This window comes from Vitreimonas sp., from assembly GCF_035627415.1.
GTDB lineage: Bacteria > Pseudomonadota > Alphaproteobacteria > Caulobacterales > Aquidulcibacteraceae > Vitreimonas.
In genome coordinates this window covers 114,593-134,833 of record NZ_DASPLU010000005.1, presented here as the reverse complement: position 1 = coordinate 134,833, position 20,241 = coordinate 114,593, and the positions used below count along the sequence as shown (strand labels likewise).

Here is a 20,241-nt window from a genome sequence, read left to right as displayed (position 1 = left end):
TCGCCCCAGGCATGAATGCGAAGTTAAAAGTTCGGGCCGGACTGGTTAGCGAGAGGTTAACCGCCGCGGATCAGACCCCAGTCTTCACAGAGAATCCGCACCAGCCGCTCGTGGCGCATCTCGATCGCCTGGAAGGTCCAGTCCGGGATTTGGTGGATATCTTCTGTGACGGCATGCACCGGGGCGTTCGGACGCTCGAAGAAGATCTCGCGCTTCTTCGGATACGGCTTGGTGTCGGCGTCCTTGTTCTGTTCGTAGGTGATCAGCACCAGATTGCCGAGCAGGTTCGTGAGCTCCTCGCGCAGCTTCTTGTCCGGGAAATGTTCGTTCCACCAGCCGCCGCCGCTCTTCGGCAGCACGTGCTCCACCGTAACGTCGTCCGTCATCGTCAGCAGGTGACCGCCCGGCATCGCCGCCTCGAGCCGCATCATCAAGAGGCGCCGTTGCCGATCGCGCGGGCGCGAGCGGTTCAGGTTGAAGATGAACTTGTCGTTCTCCGCCTCGCTGAGCAGCAGCCCGCCTTCAGTGTAGAGCGCCCTGTCGTCGCCGCACTTCTTCACCGCAAGGGCGTAGCGCTTCTCGCGCACGCGATTGTCGATCACCGCGAGTTCGCAGGCAAAGGTGAAACGATCCAGCGCCTGGAAGAATTTGCGCGCCCGCTCCGGCTCGTGCGAATGCTCGGCCAGGAACGCGATCGCCGCCGGCGCCCAATCCCATTTCTCGACCTGCTTCATCAGCGCCACGCGCCGGTTCACTTCGACGCTGGCCGGGCCGACATTGATCGACCCGGCGAAAATCGAACGCAGCGCCAACGCATAACGCGGCAATTGCTCGAACAGGAAATTGTAGACGCCGCCGGCATTGTCGATCGCCGTGCGGAACGAGGCCAGATCGCCCGGCGAGCGGATCGCCTCGCCGGTCAGCAGGAATGGCATCATGTAGAGGAGCTTGGCGAAATCCTCGCGTTCGAACAGCGCCTCCATCTCCTCCCACTTGCGCGCCGCCGCCTCCGCTTCGGCGCTCGAGAGCTTCGAGTTCTCGATCAGATCGCTCTTGATGATGTCGGCGCTGGAGAGCGGCGAGCCGCGTTTGTTCAGCGTGTGAAACACCGTTTGCGCGCAGCCGCGCTCGTCCGCGTCGACGACGTTCAATGTGCAGCAGCGCGCGACGTAAGACATGAACCCGTCGAGTTCGCGATCGTCCTCGATCTTCGCCATCTCGGTTTCGATCGTGTGCGCCGCCAGCGCGAACAGATCCTTCGACTCGTTGCCCGTCTCCTGCGCCCGCGCCAGCGCCTTCATCTGCCCCGGCTCCTGCACCATGCCGCGGAAATAATTGGCGTCCTCGTCGCGCAGCAACAGCCGCGGCGCGTCGCCGTCGAGGATCAGCGTCTGGTACGGTTTCGCCCGCGCCGGCATGCGGTCGCGCGCATAGGCGAACAGCATCGTGAGCGTCGCCAGCCGCTGCTGGCCGTCCGAAATCTCGAACTTGCCCTTGTTCTTCACCAGCACGATCTGGCCGATGAAATAGAACGGCGCCTTGCGGTCGTGCGCGGCGCGCAAATCCTGGATCAGCTCGCGCACTTCGCTGTCGGTCCAGGTGTATGGGCGCTGATAACGCGGCACTTTCAGATCCGGCTTGCGCGTCAGCACCCCGCCCAGATTCAGGATCTGCGACGAAAGCCCAAGCGGCGTGTTGCCAAATGCTCCTGCCATGCCCTGCGCTCCCGCTGTTCTTTGTAATGTGCGCCGGATCGTTACTGGCGCGAACCGTCCGCGCAATGCGGCGCGCGCGCTTTCTCGGCGCCCAGGTGAGCTGCGTTTCCGAAACGACACGCCTAAGGGGTTACGCCGCCCACGATCGCCGCCGCCTCGAACCCCGGCGCGGCGCCGATCTCCGCGAAACTCGCGAACCCGCGCGTGCGAAACGCAAGGTACAGCTCGCGTGCGCCGCGTGCGTCGGTGAAGCCGGCGCGCCCAATGCGGGCGTTCCCCGGCGCCGCAATCAATACATTGGCGACGCGCCGCGCGATCGCTTCGCCCGAGTCCAGCCACACCACCGGCCGCGGCGCCGCTTGCGCCAGTTCCGGCGCCAACAGCGGAAAATGCGTGCACGCCAGCGCGATGACGTCGATCTCGGCGCCTCCCGGCGCGCCGAACAGACCTTCCATCGCCTCCGCGAGCGCCGCCGGATCGAACGGCTCGCCGCGGAGCTTTCGCTCCGCCGCCTCCACCAACGCCGCCGAACCGAACCGCACCACGCGTTTGTCGGCCGCGAACTGGGCGATGAGATCGCTCGTATAGGCGCGCCGCACCGTCGCCGGCGTAGCCAGCAGCCCGATGACGCCGGTCCGTGTCAGCGCCGCCGCCGGCTTGATCGGCGGCACGACGCCGACGACTGGAATTGCGAGTCGTTCGCGCACCGCATCGAGCGCAATGGTCGAGGCCGTGTTGCAGGCCACCACCACCGCGTCGGGCGCCCATTGATCCACAAGCCGCTGCAATAAGGCCGGCACGCGTGCGCGCAATTCCGCGTCCGATTTCAGCCCGTATGGCAGCCAAGCATTGTCCGCAGCGTAGTCGAGCTCAAGCGCATGACCGGACGCCGCGACCGCGTCGAACACCGACAAGCCGCCGACGCCGCTGTCGAACACCAGCACCCGCTTCATCGCGTTAACCATTTGGGCAACCGACCATTGCGCTCAGTTATTAACCAAATTGCTGATTTGCGTTTGCTTTTGGACGTTTGCAATCGCTGCGAAGCAGTCCAACACGCACCTGTGGAAACCAGTCCTTAACCGAGTTTGCCGGAATCATGGCGTGGGTTAGTGAGACTTGGTGGGGTTTACGTCAACGCGCCGCGGCGCGCGTTAACAAAGCGGGGTCGGAATCATGAATGCGATCGGCAAATCGTCCGCGATTTTCGTGACGCTGTCGGGGCTGTTCTGGGGCGGCTGGATCGTCGGCTCGCAGACGCCTGAGGGCCAAGAGGCCATCGCCCGCGCTTATGCTGCGTATGAAGAGCAGCAAACCGCCGCCAGCGCCAATCTGTTCGATTCGACCGCGCTGCGGGCCATCGTCTGCGGCGATCCCGAAAGCACCGAACAAAAGCCGTGCCTCGCCGTCGTCGCCGCCGGCCGCATGTTCATCGTCGACGCCGGCTCCGGCGCCGCCTCTTCGCTCACGCGCCGCAACATCCCGATGGAGCGCCTCGCCGCAGTGCTGCTGACGGACGCCGATCTGCCGCAGGTCGCCGATTTGAGCGCCGTCTACGGCGCCACGACCCACGGCCGCGCCGATGCGCTGCTGCCGGTCTACGGCCCCGCCGAAACACAGCGCCTGGTCGATGGCCTCAACCAAGCCGGCGGCTTCGACGGCGCCTCGCGCGGCTTACAAGCCTGGGGCCCCTCGCCTGAGCCGGGCCGCTCCGTCATCGTGTTCGAAGCCGACGGCCTCATCGTCTCCGCCTTCACGACACAAGAGGACGCGTTCCAAGGCCGCGTCGGCTATCGCTTCGACTATCGCGGCCGCTCGATCGTCGTCGGCGGCGACGGCCGCGTCGCCACCGCTTCCGCGGCGCGCGACGCCGACATCGTGCTGCAAGGCGCCGAAACGCAGCGCGTGGCGCAAGTCACCGGCGAGTTCTCCGCCGCCGAGGCCGCCGCCAACGCGCAAGCGCTCAACACCGGCATGATGATGCTCACCGGCGCCGACACGCCGCTCGCGGCGCAAACGCAAGTCGCCGAAGCCCGCGCCGCCGGCTTCAGCGAAACCACCGCCGCCCGCGTCGGCATGCTGGTCGAGCTTCCGCTCGCCAACAGCGAAATCAACGTCCGCCCGCTGTAAGGGCTGCGCATGTCTAACGTTCAAAGGGGAGCCCAACGGCTCCCCTTTTTTGCTGCGCGCAACCTTCCCGCCTTCGACAAGCTCAGGCCGACGCCGTCTGAGATGCCTGAAGCTGGCTCCAAGCGCCGGCGCCTGACAGCGTCACGCTGAGCCTGTCGAAGCGCGACGCCCGCACCGCCGCCAGCAACAGCCAGCGGATGGACTCACGATCCTCCCCCACTAAACTCCGCGCCCGATGCGCGCCGTCCTTCTCGCCCTTGCCGCCCTCCTCGTGAGCGCCGGCCCCGCCGCGGCGGACCGCTTCTCGCTTACCTATGACGGCGTAGGCCTCGGCTTCGTGCCGCTCGGCGGCGTCACTGTCGACGCCGAGGTCACCGAAGAGCGCTACGACATCACCGCCACGCTGCAGTCGCGCGGGCTGCTCAACCTGTTCGAACGCACCAACCTCACCGCGCGCTCGACCGGGGCGATCGACAACGGCGTCGTTCGCTGGCGCAGCTACGACCTCGATCACCACTACAGCCGCAAGCGCCGCGTCATCAGCATGAGCGTCGGTGAGAACGGTGTCTTCATCCGCACGATCGAACCGAATTACCGGCTCTGGGGCGATCCGGCGACGAGCGAGGAACAGCGCAGCCGCTCGCGCGACCCGCTTTCGAGCATGGTGGCGATGTCGATCGATGTCGGCCAGACCCGCCGCTGCTCCGGCGCCTACCCGACTTTCGACGGCCGCTTCCACTATCTGCTCGAGCTCGCGGGCGGCGAGATCGACGATTTCGACGATGCGGGCTACGAGGGCGAAGTGCTGAAATGCTCGCTCGCCTACATCGCCGTCGCCGGCTTCGAGCGTCGCGACGCCGGCCGGCGCCGCATTCCGCACGGCGAAGTCTGGTTTGCGCTCATGCCGGACACCTCGTTCGCGCCTGTCGTGCGCATCGCCACGCCGATGAGCGCCGGCGGCGCCACCATCCGTCTCGACAGCTTCCGCCGCGCCCGCGTCGACGTGCAACTGACGTCGACGCCTTGAACGCCCGCGTCGCCGCCGCCGAATTGTTGATGACGGTGATGGATCGCGGCCGCGCGCTCGAGGACGCGCTCGCTGTGGTCCACAGCTTCAACGCGCTCGAAGGCCGCGACCGCGCCTTCGCCCGCGCCCTCGCCACCGCGGGTCTTCGGCGCCTTGGCGGCGTCAACGCCGTGCTCTCTCGCTTCCTCGACCGGCCGCTGCCCGAGACCGCGCCGCACGCGCGCGCGCTGCTCCACATCGGCGCGACCCAGCTGCTCGTGCTCGGCACCCCGCCGCACGCCGCGGTCGGCGAAACCGTCGAAGCCGCCAATTCGCTCCGCGAAACCCGCGGCTTCGCCAAACTCATGAACGCCGTTCTGCGTAAGGTCGCCGCCAACGGGCCGCAGCTCCTGCAACAACTCCCGCCCGGCGCCGACCTGCCGCCCTGGCTCTACACACGCTGGCGCGCCACGTACGGCGACGCCGCCCCCCACATCGCCCAAGCCCTGCTGCAAGAACCGCCGCTCGACATCAGCGTCAAAAGCGATGCTGAAGAGTGGGCCGAAAAACTCGGCGGTGTTCTAACGCCGACAGGCAGCATCCGCCTCACCTCGCCCCCGCCGATCGAATCCCTCCCCGGCTTCGACGACGGCGCCTGGTGGGTGCAGGACGCCGCCGCCGCGCTTCCCGCCCGCCTGCTCGGCGACGTCGCCGGCAAACGCGTGCTCGACCTCTGCGCCGCGCCCGGCGGCAAGACGCTGCAGCTGGCCGCCGCCGGCGCCCATGTCACCGCCGTCGACAAATCCGAACAGCGCCTCTCGCGCCTCCACGAAAACCTCGCCCGCACCAAACTCAGCGCCACCGTCATCGCCGCCGACGCGCTCGACTTCCGCGCCGAACCGTTCGACGCCATCCTGCTCGACGCGCCCTGCACCTCGACCGGCACGCTGCGCCGCCATCCCGACGTCGCCTGGCTCCGCCGCCCGACCGACATCCGCACCCTCGCCGAGCTACAGAACAAACTGATCGCCGCCGCCGCGCCGCTGCTCAAACCCGACGCGCCGCTCGTCTACGCCGTCTGCTCGCTCGAACCGGAGGAAGGCCCCGGCGTCGTCGCCGAAGCGCTGCGCAATGGCTGGCGCCGCCAACCGCTCACCGACGAAATCCCAAGCGAGTTCATCACCGCCGACGGCGACATGCGCACCCACCCCGCCCACTGGCCCAACATCGGCGGCCTCGACGGCTTCTACGCCGCGCGGCTAGTGCGCGCCTGACCGGTACGGGAACCCGTTGCCTTGCGCAGGCGTCGCTGCGCCGCTAACCAAATCCCATGGCGCACACGCTGATCGCACCCTCCATTCTCGCCGCCGACTTTTCCAAGCTCGGCGAGGAAGTGCGCGCGGCGGAGGCGGCCGGCGCCGACATGATCCATGTCGATGTGATGGACGGCCATTTCGTGCCGAACATTTCGATCGGCCCCAGCGTGGTGAAATCGATCCGCCCGCATTCGAAGCTGCCGTTCGACGTGCACCTGATGATCGCGCCGGTCGACCCTTACATCCAGGCCTTCCGCGACGCCGGCGCTGACATCATCACCGTCCATCCCGAAGCCGGCCCGCACGTCCACCGCACGCTGCAGGCGATCAAGGCGAGCGGCGCCAAGGCGGGCGTCTCGCTCAATCCCGGCACGCCGGCCGAAGCGATCGATCCGGTGCTCGATCTCATCGACCTCGTTCTGGTGATGAGCGTGAACCCCGGCTTCGGCGGCCAGAGCTTCATCGAAACCGCGCTGCCGAAGATCGAGAAAATCCGCAGCAAGATCGATCAAAGCGGCCGCGACATCATCCTCGAAGTCGACGGCGGCGTGAACGCCAAGACCGCCCCGCGCGTCATCGCCGCCGGCGCCACCGCGCTCGTTGCCGGCACCGCCGTCTATGGCGGCGATCCCTCCGCCTACGCCGACAACATCAAGCGGCTGCGGAGCGCAGCCTAGCGCCGTGAACGGCCCGGCCTCCCCGCGGCCGCCCCGGCCCATCGCCGCCAGCGAACACTGGCGCGCCAATCCGTTTCACCGCATGCGCCTCGGCGACGCCGCCGCGCCCGACCGCATTCAGCATTGGGGCGCCGATCCGCGCGTCGGCAATCTCGAACGCGGCCGCGACATCCTGCAGGGCCGCTGGCGCATCGGCGCCGAACATATTCGCGGCGAGTTCGCGTCGCCCTGGACGCTCGCTCATCCCTCGCGCCACTTCACCGCGCGGCTTCATTCGTTCAGTTGGCTGATCGATCTCGCCGCGCTCGGCCCCGTCGCCGACGAGCGCATCGCCCAGCTCGTCGACGAATGGGTCACCGCGTTCGGCGAGTGGGACGAGATCGCCTGGGATCCCGAACTCACCGCCGAGCGCGTCTACGCCCTGCTCTGCTGGGGCCGCCCTGCCTTCGAGCGCGGCGCGCCGGAGCAGCGCCTCGCGCTGCTGCGCTCGATGGCGCGGCAAGCGCGGCTGCTGATGCTCGCGCACAGCGAGCTCGGCGAACGCCATCTCGGCTCGATCAAGGCCGGCGCCGCTTTGATCCTCGCCGCCGCCGCCGGTCTCGCCGATCCCGCCCGTCTCACCGAACAGGGCGAGGAAATGCTGATCGAAGCCTGCGCCAAGCAATTCTTCCCCGACGGCGGACACATGTCGCGCTCGCCGGAAGCGCTGGCGAAAGCGATCTTCGACATGACGACGGCGCAGGAAGCGCTCGAAGAGCCGCCGCACCTGCTGCGCGAGACGCTGCCCAAGCTCGCCAACATGCTGCGCATGCTGCGCCTCGGCGATGGCGGGCTCGCCTGCTTTCACGGCGGCTCGGAAAGCTCCGCCGCCTCGATCGACGCCGCGCTCGCGCGCTGCCACGGCGACATTCGCGCCTTCCAGTTCGGCAATCACACCGCCTTTCACCGCCTCGAAGGCGGCGCCTTGCGCGTGCTGTTCGACGTCGGCGGCGCCCCGCCGCTCTCCTACGCCGAACGCGCCCATGCGAGCGCGCTGGCGTTCGAGATGTCGAGCGAACGCGAACGCCTCATCGTCAATATCGGCGCCGGCCGCGAGCTCGCGCCCGATGCGCGCCAGGCCGCGCGCGCCACCAATGCGCACTCGACGCTCGCGCTCGGCGACGCACTCTCCGCGACGCTCGAAGACCGCCGCGGCAAAGGCAGCCCGCGCCTCGTCGGCCCCACGCTCGACGAAGTCCGCCGCTCCTCCGATGAAAGCGGCATCACCGTGCAAGGCCGCCACGACGGCTACCGCGCCGCGTTCGGCCTCTTCCACCGCCGCTATCTCTTCATCGACAATGACGGCCGCAACCTCCGCGGCATCGACGAACTGATCCGCCCGCAAAAACACAAAGGCCCGACGCCGAAAGGCGAAGTGCCCTACATGATCCGCTTCCACCTGCACCCGAGCGTGCGCGCAACTTTGGTCGAACACCAGATGGCGCTGCTGGAAACCCCTGGCGGCCAAGCCTGGCGCCTGCGCACCGACGCGCCCCTCATCAACATCGAGCCCTCCACCTATTGGGGCGGCCACTTCCCCCGCGACACGCACCAGATCACTTTAAGCGGCGGCGCCGATCCGCTCGGCCACGGCCTCAGCCCGCCCAACCGCATCCGCTGGGCGCTTGCGCGGGCGAATTGATCTCAGCGTCCTTCTCCCCTTGTGGGAGAAGGTGGCTCGGCGCGCGAGCGCCGAGACGGATGAGGGGTGCTGGCGCAGTCCGAGCCGAGCGTTGTTTAGCAGAATGAGTCCGCTTTGCGTGGACCTCAGGAAATTCGAGAGAAGGTGATGGTCTCTGACTCCAACACTGCGCCATCGACCACTTCTTGCTCAACGCCGCTCCTAGTCTCAACGAAGCTAGTGCAAGGTGTGAATTCGGTCGAAACGGTCGTCGATAGTTCGCTCAAGTCATTAAGGCCAGTTAGAGACTGGACGTCGACACTGTCGCCAAAGCTCGCGCCAGGCTGAAGCACGACCCACGTGTGCCGAGCACGTTCGCTCGGCTGCGCTTGTATTCTGGCCGGCAGCGTAGACTCGAAGAACATGTACGATTCCGGTGGAAGGCGAATGCCGAGGAAAGCGACACAACGACCGGAGTCGTTGGTCAGCTCGAACTCAAAGTCGCACCCACGACGACTTGGTTCACAAGGCTCAATTGCCAATGAGACGCCTTGTGCGTCGACGTGCGAGGCCGAAGCGCGAAATCGGGCCTGCTCACTGCATCCCGCGACGGCGAGCAAGACAAAAAGCAGGGACCAACGGAACGCCATGCACGAAACGTCGCCTCGCGAGCGTTCCCCGTCAATGTCCGCTTCGGCCAACGGCACATCACCACACCCAAAACCACCGTCATCCCGGACGCGCGAAGCGCGATCCGGGCCGGAATGATGGGGCGCCGGCGCGGACGAATTGGTCTCTGCGTCCTTCTCCCCTTGTGGGAGAAGGTGGCTCGGCGCGCGAGCGCCGAGACGGATGAGGGGTGCTGGCGCAAACGAATCGACACTCGCGCTCACACCCTCACCCGCATCGGTGCAACGGAAACAGCAGCGCTCGCGACCCCTCTCCCACAAGGGGAGAGGAGCAGGACGGCGCGTTCGATCAAACGCTGCTCGCCGGCAGCGGGCATTCCCGCTAAAGTGAACGGAGACCACCGCAACGGCGGCCAGCTGGCTTACGGATATGCGCCTTACTGACCGCGTGCTCTCGCTTCACCCCGTAGTCGTGACGATCTTGTTCTTGGTGCTGTTTGTCGGAGGCAGCATCGCCATCGGCAGCGCTACGTCGGCTCTGATCTTTTCTTTCGCGATGCTGGCGATACTCGGCCCAGTGATGTTCTGGCACTACAGCCTCTACCGCGCCGCGTCAGATCGAAGCGCTCAAAGCGTTGGGCATAGTGGCCGGCGTGGCTTCTTGTTCTTGCTAGCCGTTGTCGGCCTGTGCGCCTTCCTCATCCTATTCTTGATACAAATGGCTACCGCGCAAACCGATCCCGCCTATCCGATGATCGAGGCCGCACTCCCCATTTCAATGCTGGTGGGCAATCTCTCCTATTTCGCTTCCATTTGGGCGGCGGCGAACGCGCTCACTCGGTTTGAGGATCGAACCAAATCCGCAGAGTTTCATAAGACGCTCGGGACATTCATCCTGGAGGCTTATTTGCCCATCGGCATTTGGGTGATCTACCCCCGCATCAAACGTTTGTTGGCCGCGCCGTCGCTACTCCAGACGTAGGGCCTGCTTTCCGTCCGCAACAGACATCGCCACATCAACACCACCGTCATCCCGGACGCGCGAAGCGCGATCCGGGACCCAGGGGCCGCTGCACTGCGCTCGAAATCCGGGGCGAACTTGGCTTAGAGTCCGCTTCTCGCCGAATACGGATACCCAGAGCGGACCTTAGCGTTGAGCTTCTGGTAGCGCGAGCGGACCGGTCTCGATTGATCGTTGCCAGCCAGCGCCACCGATGAGCCGACCCGCTTGGAAGGTGAACTCTATTCGAGAGCTTTTTTGACCGCGAGTGTCAACGAACTCAACCTCGACTCGTTGGACGGCGCAGGAGTCCGCAGGAAGGTCCATGTAGTCCCACCCGTAGAAGCGGAATGCGTCGGCGTTCATGAGCAGGGCCAGCGCGTGCGCGCCAGATGGGCCCGCGCCCGCGGGACGCCCCACATCGCCCGCGCCAAGGCTGAAAGACGCGGATGGGCTGACAAGCTCTGCTAGCCTTGCATCGAGTCGCCACTCGCTTGTGGTGGCGCGCTCGATAATTTCTATTGCGCGGCGGCTCAGTGTTTCGTGCAACTCTCGGGCGCCGCTGAAGTGCGCCAAATCGCAGCTCGCAGGTTCGCCGGCGGATGCTTCGGCGACCAGAGTCAGGGGCGCCACGAGCGCGACCAGCCATAATCGTATTGTCATCGGCCCACACGCCTCCAGCATTCAAGTGAGCACTCCTACGCTCCGGCCACTCAGCAGGCGTAGGGGCTGGGATGAAATTCCAACAACTTCGGTGATTGGACGAGGTGGCGCGGAATCCCAAATCGTTGATAGAGAATTATTCCGGTTATCGTTGAACCGGGCGGCACTCGCACCGCACATTCATCTCCAGGACAAAATCCGGCGTTGTAGTCACCGTCAATCGGGAAGCGATCCGCGCCGATTGCCACCGTCGCTGTCTGCGGTGCGGCAGGCATCGAGCCATGCGAGTTGGGCCAGAACTCGGGAGACAAGCATAACCGCTCTGAACTGTGCGACGTGAGTGATACCTCAAACAGTTCTCGTTCAGGCCGGTCGCGCACCTCCACGGTGAACCTATCGTCCGGCTGGCTATTAGCAGTCGCGCATGCAGTGAGAGCAGCTAGGAGCAACGAGGCCAACAATCGCATGATACGGGTCCGCCCCAATCATGTGATTTCTCGCTCCCTGCGAGGACAATTCAAGTCACGATGACTTGTGATCGAATGTCTGCTCTAGACCAGCAACGCAACACGCCATCCCGGACGCGTGGAGCGCGATCCGGGACCGAGATGAAGCAGTGCTTGCTGCGACGCAATTGAGCGTCGCTGCCGCCATCTATCCCCCACCCGCACCGCGCCTTTCCCAACAAAATCAACGCCCGCGAAAAAAATCGCGCAAATCTATCCTACACCTCCAAAGCTGAGCGATAATGCGCTCATCCCTCGCACGGGAGGCTCACACGGCTAGCCGAGCCAAGCGAGCGCGAGGGGCGCGATCGAGCGTGATGCACGGGCAAGCCATCGCCCGCGCTGAAGCCCGCGGGAGAGCAGCGTAAGGCGCTAACCGCGGGAGGAGACCGGGCTTTCAGGCAAAGTCCGCACGCGGTCGGGGGACCGATCCAGGAGAGTGAAACAGCTCCCCGCGACGGCCCGATCGAAAACGATTCGCTTAGGGGCGCGTGCGATGCGCGGCGGCGTTCGAGCGATCGAACACCGCACTACGGACTACCCAGGCGCATCCCACGCGCCCCTGCTCCCGATTGGGCGGCGCTTCGATGCTCGAAGCGTCAGGCGCCCAGCCGCGCCCGGCGCACTATTCCGTCATCCTGGGGCTCGCGTCAGCGAGAACCCAGGATCCAGGGGCAAACGCGCAGCTCTACGATCCCCTGGATCCTGGGCTCGCCCTTCGTGCGCCCCAGGATGACGGATGTCGCATTGACCCATTGCCGACTCGGAGCCATCAGACGCCATGACCGACATCCTCCCCATCAAGCGCGCCCTGATCTCCGTTTCCGACAAAACCGGGCTCCTCGAACACGCCAAAGCGCTCTCCGATCTTGGCGCGGCGCTCGTCTCCACCGGCGGCACGCACAAGGCGATCGGCGATGCCGGCCTCAAAGTTGAGGACGTTTCCGCCGTCACTGGCTTTCCGGAAATGATGGACGGCCGCGTGAAGACGCTGCACCCGAAAGTGCACGGCGGCCTGCTCGCACTGCGCGACAACGCCGAACACACAAAGGCGATGCAGGCGCACGGCATCCAAAGCTTCGACGTGCTCTACGTGAACCTCTACCCGTTCGAAGCGACGGTCGCGCGCGGCGCCGATTTCGACACCTGCATCGAGAACATCGACATTGGCGGCCCGGCCATGATCCGCGCCGCGGCGAAGAATTACGGCTTCATCGCCGTCGCCACCGATGCCGAAGACATGGAAGCGATCCTCGCAGAAGCGAAGCAGCACGGCGGCACCACGCTGGCGCTGCGCAAAAAGCTCGCGGCGAAAGCGTTTTCGCGCACCGGCGCCTACGATGCGGCGATCTCGTCTTGGTACGCTGAGCAGCTCAAGGAAACCGCGCCGACCTGGCGCGCCTTCGGCGGCAAGCTGAAGCAGACCTTGCGCTACGGCGAGAACAGCCACCAGGGCGCGGCCTTCTACACCAATGGCGAACAGCGCTACGGCGTCGCCACGGCCAAGCAGCTCCAGGGCAAGGAGCTGAGCTACAACAATTTGAACGACACCGACGCCGCGTTCGAACTGGTCGCCGAGTTCGATCCGACGCAAAGCGCCGCCGTCGCCATCATCAAGCACGCCAATCCGTGCGGCGTGGCGCTCGGCGCCGATCTCTCCGAAGCCTACGCCCGCGCACTCGAATGCGATCCGGTGTCCGCCTTCGGCGGCATCATTGCGGTCAATCGCAAGCTCGATAAGGCCGCGGCCGAGCGCATGATCGAGATCTTCACCGAAGTCGTGATCGCGCCGGCCGCGGATGAGGACGCGATCGCCGTGTTCGCGAAGAAGAAGAACCTGCGCCTGCTCGTCACCGGCGGGTTGCCGGCGCCAAACCAGCGCGCCCTCACCTACAAGACGCTCGCCGGCGGCTTCCTGGTGCAGGACCGCGACATTGGCCGCGTGACCAAGGACGAGCTCAAGATCGTCACCAAGAAAGCGCCGACCGACGCGCAGCTGCGCGACCTCTTGTTCGCGTTCACCGTCTGCAAGCACGTCAAATCGAACGCGATCGTCTATGCCCGCGACGGCCAAACCGCCGGCATCGGCGCCGGTCAAATGAACCGCCGCGATTCAGCCCGCATCGCCACCATCCGCGCGAAAGAAGCGGCGGAAATGGCCAAGAAAACCGGCTCCCTCGCCGACGGCTCAGCCTGCGCCTCCGACGCCTTCTTCCCGTTCCCTGATGGTTTGCTCCAAGCCGTGGAGGCCGGCGCGACCTCCGTCATCCAGCCCGGCGGCTCGATCCGCGACGACGAAGTCATCGCCGCCGCCGACGAGGCGGGCATCGCCATGGTGTTCACGGGGATGCGGCACTTCCGGCACTAGCGAGATGCGCCACCTTCGTCATTCCGGGGCAATGCGCAGCATTGAGCCCGGAATCCAGGGGCGACCAGCTCTATGTTTGCCCCTGGATTCCGGGCTCTCGCTGCGCGAGCCCCGGAATGACGATTTAGTTGAGCGCCGTTGGCGTCGCCCGCGCCGGCGCAGCGAGCGCGGCATCGATCGCGCGCCGCACTTCTTCGCTCGTCGGCTCGGTCCGCGTCGGGAACGCCGCAATCAAGCGCCCATCGCGGCCGATCAGCAGCTTATGGAAATTCCATTGCGGCACCGCGGCTTCACCGAGCTGCGTTTCGGCCCAGGCGTAGAAAGGATGGCGCTCATCGCCGACCACATCGGTTTTCGCCGCCATCGGGAAGGTCACGCCGTAATTCAGCGTGCAGAATTGCTGGATCTCTTGCTCGGAGCCCGGCTCCTGACTCATGAAATTGTTCGCCGGCACGCCGACGATCTCGAACCCGCGGTCGCGATATTCGGTGTAGATCTGCTGCAGCCCCTCATATTGCGGCGTGAACCCGCAGCGCGAGGCCGTGTTGACGACCATCACCACGTCGCCCGCGAACGCCGTCATCGGCACGCGGTCGGTGAAGAGGCCGTCGAACGCGAACTGGTAGGCCGTGCTCGTGTCGGCCTGCGCCGGATCAGGCGCCGCCGCGAACGCGGCGCGCTGCGCTTCGACGGCGGCGGCCACGGCGGCGGAGCGCTCCGCCGCGATATCGGGCGGCGGCGGCGCAGGCGCCTGGTTGCAGCCGGCGAGTGCGAAAGCTGCGCCGGCGAGTAGAATGCGGCCGATCGTGTCCATGAGCCTCACCTCCGCGGCTAATCTGGCGCAATGGCGGCCTGCCCGCCAGTCTTGCGCGCGCGTCCTCGGCCTCCCCATCTTGGCGGCGGCGCTCGTCTTGTTTGGATTTCTGATGCCGGCGCACGCTTCAGCCGAAACCCTGGAACAACGCATCGGCCGGCTGGAGCCGCATTTCACCGTGGTGCGCCCGCAGACGCCCGGCCGCACGCCGGTCGTCATCATGATGCACGGCTGCGGCGGCCCGCGGCCCTTCATCGAAGCCATGGCGGCGCAGGCCGCGGCGGCGGGCGCGACGGCGATCGTCGTCGATTCCTACGCGCCGCGGCGGATCAGCCGCATCGCCGCCTTCGCCACCGTCTGCACCGGCGCGCGCCTGCGAGGCCGCGAACGCGCCGGCGATCTCTACGCCGCCCTCGCCTGGGCGCGGCGCCAGAGCTGGGCCGACGCCGAGCGCGTCGCCGCCGTCGGCTGGAGTCACGGCTCCTGGACCATCATGGACGCGCTGGCGCTCCGCTCCGGCCCGGAGATGCGCCGCGCCACCGGGCTCGCGGATTTGAGTGAGGAGCCGCTGCTGGGCCTGCAGCGCACGATGCTGGTCTATCCTTACGCCAATATCGGCAGCTTCTGCGGCCGGCGCGACTGGCGGCTGACGCCGGCGAGCCTCGCCATCATCGCCCAGCACGACTACATCGTCGGCCCTACCCGCGCGGCGCTCGAACGCCAGCGCGCCCGCGGCGCCCCGATCGAGATCGTATTGTTCGAAGGCGCGACGCACGCGTTCGAGGACGAACACGCCGAAGACCCGCGCGTGCGCTACAACCCCGCCGCCACCCAACGCGAGGTGCAGATGCTGCGCGACATGATCGCCGCGCTCAGCGCACCGACGCCGCCAGCGCGTTGAGTTCGGCCGAGATCAGCATCAGCTTGGCGAACGTCCACTGGCCTTGGCCGTCGAGCTCCGTGAACGCGCTGCGCGCCCGCTGCGCCGGAGCGCCGAGCGAGCCGATCCAGCCCTTGGCCGCCTCGGCGGTCCAGGCGGCGTCCGCATTCTTCGGCGGCGCCCCGATCGCCGCCGCCGCCGCTTCGGCCAGCTTCAGCTGGATCGCGGCGAACTCCTCCGCCGCCCGCCGCACCACCAGCCGGTCCCAGTGCTGCTCGAGCGTCAGCGACCCCGCCGCGTCCCGCAGCGCATCGAGCCCGAACTCGGCGCCGACCAGGCAATGCAGCCGCGCCGCCGGATGGAGGGGCCACCCCGACCGCCGCGCCAGGTCCGCCACATCAAGCGCCACCGTCAGCGGCGCAAGCAGCGCCGCGTCCCGCGCCAGCTCCTCCGGCGCGCCGAACTCGGTCAGCACCGTATGATCGGTGAGCACGCGCGCGCGCTCGAGTTCGCTCATCTCGTCCCAGATCGAGGTGCGCTGCTCCGCCACCGCGTCGCGATAGCGCGCGGCGACATCGAGCACGGACGGCGGCGTCTCCGTGTCGAAGCCGGCGTTGCGGGCGAGATAGGTGGTGAGACGCCGCAGCGCCTTGGCCAGCCGCTGATGCAGCGCAACCTGCGCCGCCGCGGGCGCCTTGTTGTCGAGCGCGTTGATGCGGTCGACCATGGTTTCAAGATCGTAGATCCGCCGCGCGGCTTCGAACGCAAGCGCAATCGTCACCGCATCCGCGCGAGACACTTCGTTGACGCGGTCGACGAACGACGGCCCGCAGCGATTGACGAGATCGTCGGCCAGCTGCGTAGCGATGATCTCGCGCCGCAGCCGATGCGTCTGCATCTGCGGCTCGTACCTCCAGAGCGCTTGCGGGAAGTAGCTCTTCAGCGGCTCCGCGAAGGCAGGATCATCCGGCGCCTTCGTGGCCATCAGCTTGTCGAACAGGTCGATCTTCGCATAGGCGACCAGCTTGGCGAGCTCGGGGCGCGTGAGCCCGAGGCCCTGCCCGCGCAGCAGTGCGAACTCGCTGACCAGCGGCAGCCCCTCGACGCGCCGGGCCAGCTTGCCGGCGACTTCGAGCCGGTGAATCAGGCGCTCGTGGCTGTCGAGGTCGGCGGGGGCCGAGGCCTGCGCCAGCGAGATGGCGCCGGTCTGGTCGTAATTGTCGGCGAGCACCAGCTGGGCGACTTCGTCGGTCATCGACTCGAGCAGCTTGTCGCGCGCCTCCGCCTTCAGGCCGCCGGTGCGGACCACGTCCGCCAGCAGGATCTTGATATTGACCTCGTGGTCGGAGGTGTCGACGCCGGCAGAATTGTCGATGGCGTCAGTGTTGATGCGCCCACCCTGGCGGGCGAAGGCGATGCGGCCCTTTTGCGTGACGCCGAGATTGGCGCCTTCGCCGATCACTTGCGCGCGCACGTCCTCGGCGTCGACGCGCAGGACATCGTTGGTCTTGTCGCCGACATCGGCGTGGCTCTCGCTGCGCCCCTTGATGTAGGCGCCGATGCCGCCGAACCAGAGCAGTTCGCACGGGCTCCTCAGCAGCGCCGACATGAGTTCGGCCGGCGTGACCTGCGCCTTGTCGAGACCCGTGAGCGCAGCGATTTCCGGCGTCACGTCGATCGACTTCAGGCTGCGCGAGAAGACGCCGCCGCCCTTGGAGATCAGCTTCTTGTCATAATCCTGCCAGCTCGAACGCGGCGTATCGAACAGGCGCTTGCGCTCGACCCAGGACTTCTCGACGTCCTTCGGATTGGGATCGATGAAAACGTCGCGGTGATCGAACGCGGCGAGCAGGCGAATCTTGCGCGACAGAAGCATGCCGTTGCCGAACACGTCGCCCGACATGTCGCCGACGCCGATGACGGTGAACTCCTCTTCCTGGATGTTCTTGCCGATCTCGCGGAAGTGGCGCTTCACCGCCTCCCACGCGCCCTTGGCGGTGATGCCCATGGCCTTGTGGTCGTAACCGACCGAGCCGCCCGAGGCGAACGCATCGCCGAGCCAATGGCCGTATTCGGCGCTGATGCCATTGGCGATATCGGAGAACGTCGCCGTGCCCTTGTCGGCGGCGACGACCAGATAAGCGTCGTCGCCGTCCCAGCGCACCACGTTCTTCGGGGCAAGGATCGCATCGCCGACGATGTTGTCGGTGATGTCGAGCATGCCGCGCAGGAACGTCTTGTAGGCTTCGACGCCGGCTTCCTGATAGCCCGGCGCGCCGCGCGGCGGCAGGCGCTTCGGGAAGAAGCCGCCCTTGGCGCCCACCGGCACGATGATGGCGTTCTTCACCTGCTGGGCTTTGACGAGGTCCAACACCTCGACGCGGAAGTCGTCGCGCCGGTCGCTCCAGCGCAGGCCGCCGCGCGCGACCGGGCCGAAGCGCAGATGCACGCCTTCGACTTGCGGGCTCGCCACCCAGATCTCGCGATAAGGCTTCGGCGCCGGCAGCTCGGCCACGGCGTGCGAGTCGATTTTGAACGACATGTACGCCTTCGGCTGTCCGTCCGGCCCCGGCTGATAGTAGTTCGTGCGCCGGATCGCCTTCACCAGATGCGCGATGCGCCGGAGCGCGCGGTCATCGTCGAGGCTGACGACCTCGTTCAACGCCGCCTCGATCATGAATTCGAGCTTGCTGGAGCGGACCTCGCGCGTGTCCATCGTCTCCGGCAGGTTGGGATCGAAGCGCGCCTTGAAAAAGGCGAGGATGAGCGCCGCGATCTTCGGGTTGCTGGCGAGGGCCTGTTCCTGGATCGCTTGCGAGGGGTCGAGTCCGGTCTGCTGACGGAAGCGCGCGAGCGCCCGCACCAAAGCCGCTTCGCGCCACGAGCACGGGAGCGTCAGGATCAGCCGGTTGAAGCCGTCGCTTTCGGCCCGGCCGGTCCAGATCGCCGCGAACGCCTGCTCGAACATCTTGCCGGCGCGCTCGAGATCGATCGGCTTGCCGTCGGCCGAGCGGGTCTCGATGTCATGGATGAAGATGCGTTGCGCCGGATGCAGCGGACCGGCCTTGAGGTGCAGTTCGTAGTTCACCTCCGAATCCACGAACAGACCCATGTTCTCCAGAATCGGCACGGTGGCCGAGAGCGCCAGAACATCGCCGCGCGCATAGAACTTGCAGCGCATGATGTTTGGCGCGTCCGTCGCCAGCCGATAGGCGCGGGCGCGGATGATCTCGTGATCCTCGGCGCCGAGTATTTCGGCGGCGTCGATCATCGCCTCCTCGACCGGATAACGCTCGCGGTAGGCCGCGGTGAAAGCATCCTGGAAACGGTTGGCCGCATTCTCGCGACCGGGCGCGTCGAACAGGTCGGACCTCAGCAGAGCCGCCGAGAACGCGTCTTCCCAGGTGTTGGTGAGCTGAGCGATCTCCGCATCGAGCGCACGCGGATCGGGATCGGGCCGCGTCTTTTCGATGTCGCCGATCACGAACAAGACGCGCGCCAGCTGGCCTTCGCCGAGCTGCGGCTGGAAGCTTTCGACCGTGCCGCCATAGGCGCGGGCGATGAGTTCGCCCACACGTTCGCGCACGCCGGAATCGTAGCGGTCCTTCGGCACGTAGGCGAGCGCGGTGACGAAGCGGTTGAAGCGGTCACGGCGCGTAAACACGCGTGCCCGCGGCCGATCGAGCAAGTGGAGAATGCCGCGCGAGATCGTCAGCAATTCCTCGCGCGACATCTGCCACAGCTCTTCGCGCGGATAATATTCGATGATCTTGCGCAGCGTCTTGGCGTTGTGGCCGCCGGGCGTGAAGCCCGCCCGTTCCATCACCCATTCGGCCTTGCGGCGCAGCACGGGAATGTTGCGCGTCGGCTCGGTGAAGCTCTCGCTGGTGAAGAGGCCGACGAAGCGCACTTCGCCGATCGCCTCGCCTTGCTCGTTATAGCGCTTGACGCCGACATAGTCGGCGGTGGCGCGCCGGTGCACGCGCGCGCGCAACGTCGACTTGGAGACGACCAGCGGCGCCGGTTCGGAGACGAGGCGCCGCAATTCCGGCGTCAGCACCATAGGTTCAGCGGAGGTGCGCAGCACGTAGCGCTCGACGTCGCGGAGCACGCCGAGACAAGTGCGCGACAGGATTTCCGGCTCATCGGCCTTGTAGCCGCCGTCGGGATCGCGCTGGTAGCGATAGTCGCGCGAGCCGAGAAAGGTGAACTTGTCGGCCGCCAGCCAGCGCAGCAGCGCGACCGCTTCGGCCACTTCCGCTTCCGGCGCATTGGTCTTGGCCTGCTCGAGCTCGGTCGCGCAATCCAGCATGCGCGTGCGCATGGCGTGGAAATCCTTCACCGCGAGGCCGACGTCCGTGAGCGTGGCGCGCACGCCCTCGTGCAGCGCCTTGGCGCGCTGCGCCGAAAGCCGCGGCAGATGGATCTGGATCAGCGAGTCGCGGCCATCGCCCTTCGAGGCCGGCGCGACCGGGTGAAACATCGCCAGCGCAGCAACGCCCTGTTCGGCCAGTTCGCCCATCACCGAGTCGACCAGGAACGGCATGTCCGGGCCGACGATCTCGAGGATGTCGCGGTCGAGCTGGCGCCCGCCGGCGCCGACGCCGCGGCGGATGCGCGTCAGCCGCTCGTCCGAGGCGCGCTCGGCGCGCCAGAGCCAGAAATCGTGCGCCAGTGCGGCGAGGTCCGCCAGCGAGAGATCGCCCAGTTCGTCGGCGGAGGCGTCTTCATAGAGACCCCGCAAGAACGCCTCTGCGGCCGCGTCCACCGTTCCGCCGGACTTGAAGGCAGGCCACGGCCCCTTGGCTGCGGTTGCGACGAACTCTTCGGCCGTCTCGGAGAGAGCGGCCTGCGCGGCGGCGTCCATGAGCGTTCCC

The 20,241-nt window shown here is 66.7% G+C and carries 12 protein-coding genes; 8 read left to right on the top strand and 4 right to left on the bottom strand.

All coding sequences use genetic code 11. The annotated features are described in order from the left end of the window. Window positions 1-56: 56 nt before the first annotated feature. A complete protein-coding gene (locus VEA80_RS02535) occupies window positions 57-1,715 on the bottom strand; it encodes a DUF262 domain-containing HNH endonuclease family protein (protein WP_325059114.1) in 1,659 nt (552 codons plus the stop codon). 122 nt (window positions 1,716-1,837) lie between these two features. After that, window positions 1,838-2,668: a glutamate racemase gene (gene murI, locus VEA80_RS02530; protein ID WP_325059113.1), complete on the bottom strand. Its 831-nt coding sequence runs from the start codon at window positions 2,666-2,668 to the stop codon at window positions 1,838-1,840. 223 nt (window positions 2,669-2,891) lie between these two features. Between murI and VEA80_RS02525 the strand changes: the two genes are divergently transcribed. The 7 genes from VEA80_RS02525 to purH all read left to right on the top strand — a co-directional run bounded on the left by VEA80_RS02525 (window position 2,892) and on the right by purH (window position 13,670). Continuing rightward, entirely contained in the window at window positions 2,892-3,845 is a 954-nt protein-coding gene (locus VEA80_RS02525; protein ID WP_325059112.1) for a hypothetical protein, read from the top strand. 235 nt (window positions 3,846-4,080) lie between these two features. Then, window positions 4,081-4,872: a DUF3108 domain-containing protein gene (locus VEA80_RS02520; protein ID WP_325059111.1), complete on the top strand. Its 792-nt coding sequence runs from the start codon at window positions 4,081-4,083 to the stop codon at window positions 4,870-4,872. Next, window positions 4,869-6,125 carry an RsmB/NOP family class I SAM-dependent RNA methyltransferase gene (locus VEA80_RS02515; protein WP_325059110.1) on the top strand — a complete coding sequence of 419 codons (1,257 nt, stop codon included), beginning with the start codon at window positions 4,869-4,871 and terminating at the stop codon, window positions 6,123-6,125. The genes VEA80_RS02520 and VEA80_RS02515 overlap by 4 nt, the downstream gene beginning before the upstream one ends. Before the next feature lie 56 nt (window positions 6,126-6,181). Then, window positions 6,182-6,844 carry a ribulose-phosphate 3-epimerase gene (gene rpe / locus VEA80_RS02510; protein WP_325059109.1) on the top strand — a complete coding sequence of 221 codons (663 nt, stop codon included), beginning with the start codon at window positions 6,182-6,184 and terminating at the stop codon, window positions 6,842-6,844. Between the two features lie 4 nt (window positions 6,845-6,848). Then, a complete protein-coding gene (locus tag VEA80_RS02505) occupies window positions 6,849-8,525 on the top strand; it encodes a heparinase II/III family protein (RefSeq protein WP_325059108.1) in 1,677 nt (558 codons plus the stop codon). 1,095 nt (window positions 8,526-9,620) lie between these two features. Beyond that, on the top strand, window positions 9,621-10,115 hold the full coding sequence (locus VEA80_RS02500; RefSeq protein ID WP_325059107.1) for a hypothetical protein: 495 nt from the start codon (window positions 9,621-9,623) through the stop codon (window positions 10,113-10,115). A gap of 1,968 nt (window positions 10,116-12,083) precedes the next feature. Further along, window positions 12,084-13,670: a bifunctional phosphoribosylaminoimidazolecarboxamide formyltransferase/IMP cyclohydrolase gene (gene purH / locus VEA80_RS02495; protein ID WP_325059106.1), complete on the top strand. Its 1,587-nt coding sequence runs from the start codon at window positions 12,084-12,086 to the stop codon at window positions 13,668-13,670. 124 nt (window positions 13,671-13,794) lie between these two features. Here the strand turns inward: purH and VEA80_RS02490 are convergent, their stop codons facing one another. Beyond that, the gene (locus VEA80_RS02490; RefSeq protein ID WP_325059105.1) at window positions 13,795-14,484 is read right to left on the bottom strand and encodes a glutathione peroxidase; all 690 of its coding nucleotides are present in this window, start codon (window positions 14,482-14,484) and stop codon (window positions 13,795-13,797) included. Here VEA80_RS02490 and VEA80_RS02485 point away from each other — a divergent pair. Next, a complete protein-coding gene (locus VEA80_RS02485) occupies window positions 14,483-15,385 on the top strand; it encodes a dienelactone hydrolase family protein (RefSeq protein ID WP_325059104.1) in 903 nt (300 codons plus the stop codon). The genes VEA80_RS02490 and VEA80_RS02485 overlap by 2 nt on opposite strands. Here the strand turns inward: VEA80_RS02485 and VEA80_RS02480 are convergent. Beyond that, window positions 15,357-20,231, bottom strand: a complete 4,875-nt coding sequence (locus VEA80_RS02480; protein WP_325059103.1) for an NAD-glutamate dehydrogenase — start codon at window positions 20,229-20,231, stop codon at window positions 15,357-15,359. The genes VEA80_RS02485 and VEA80_RS02480 overlap by 29 nt on opposite strands. Between the last annotated feature and the right edge of the window lie 10 nt (window positions 20,232-20,241).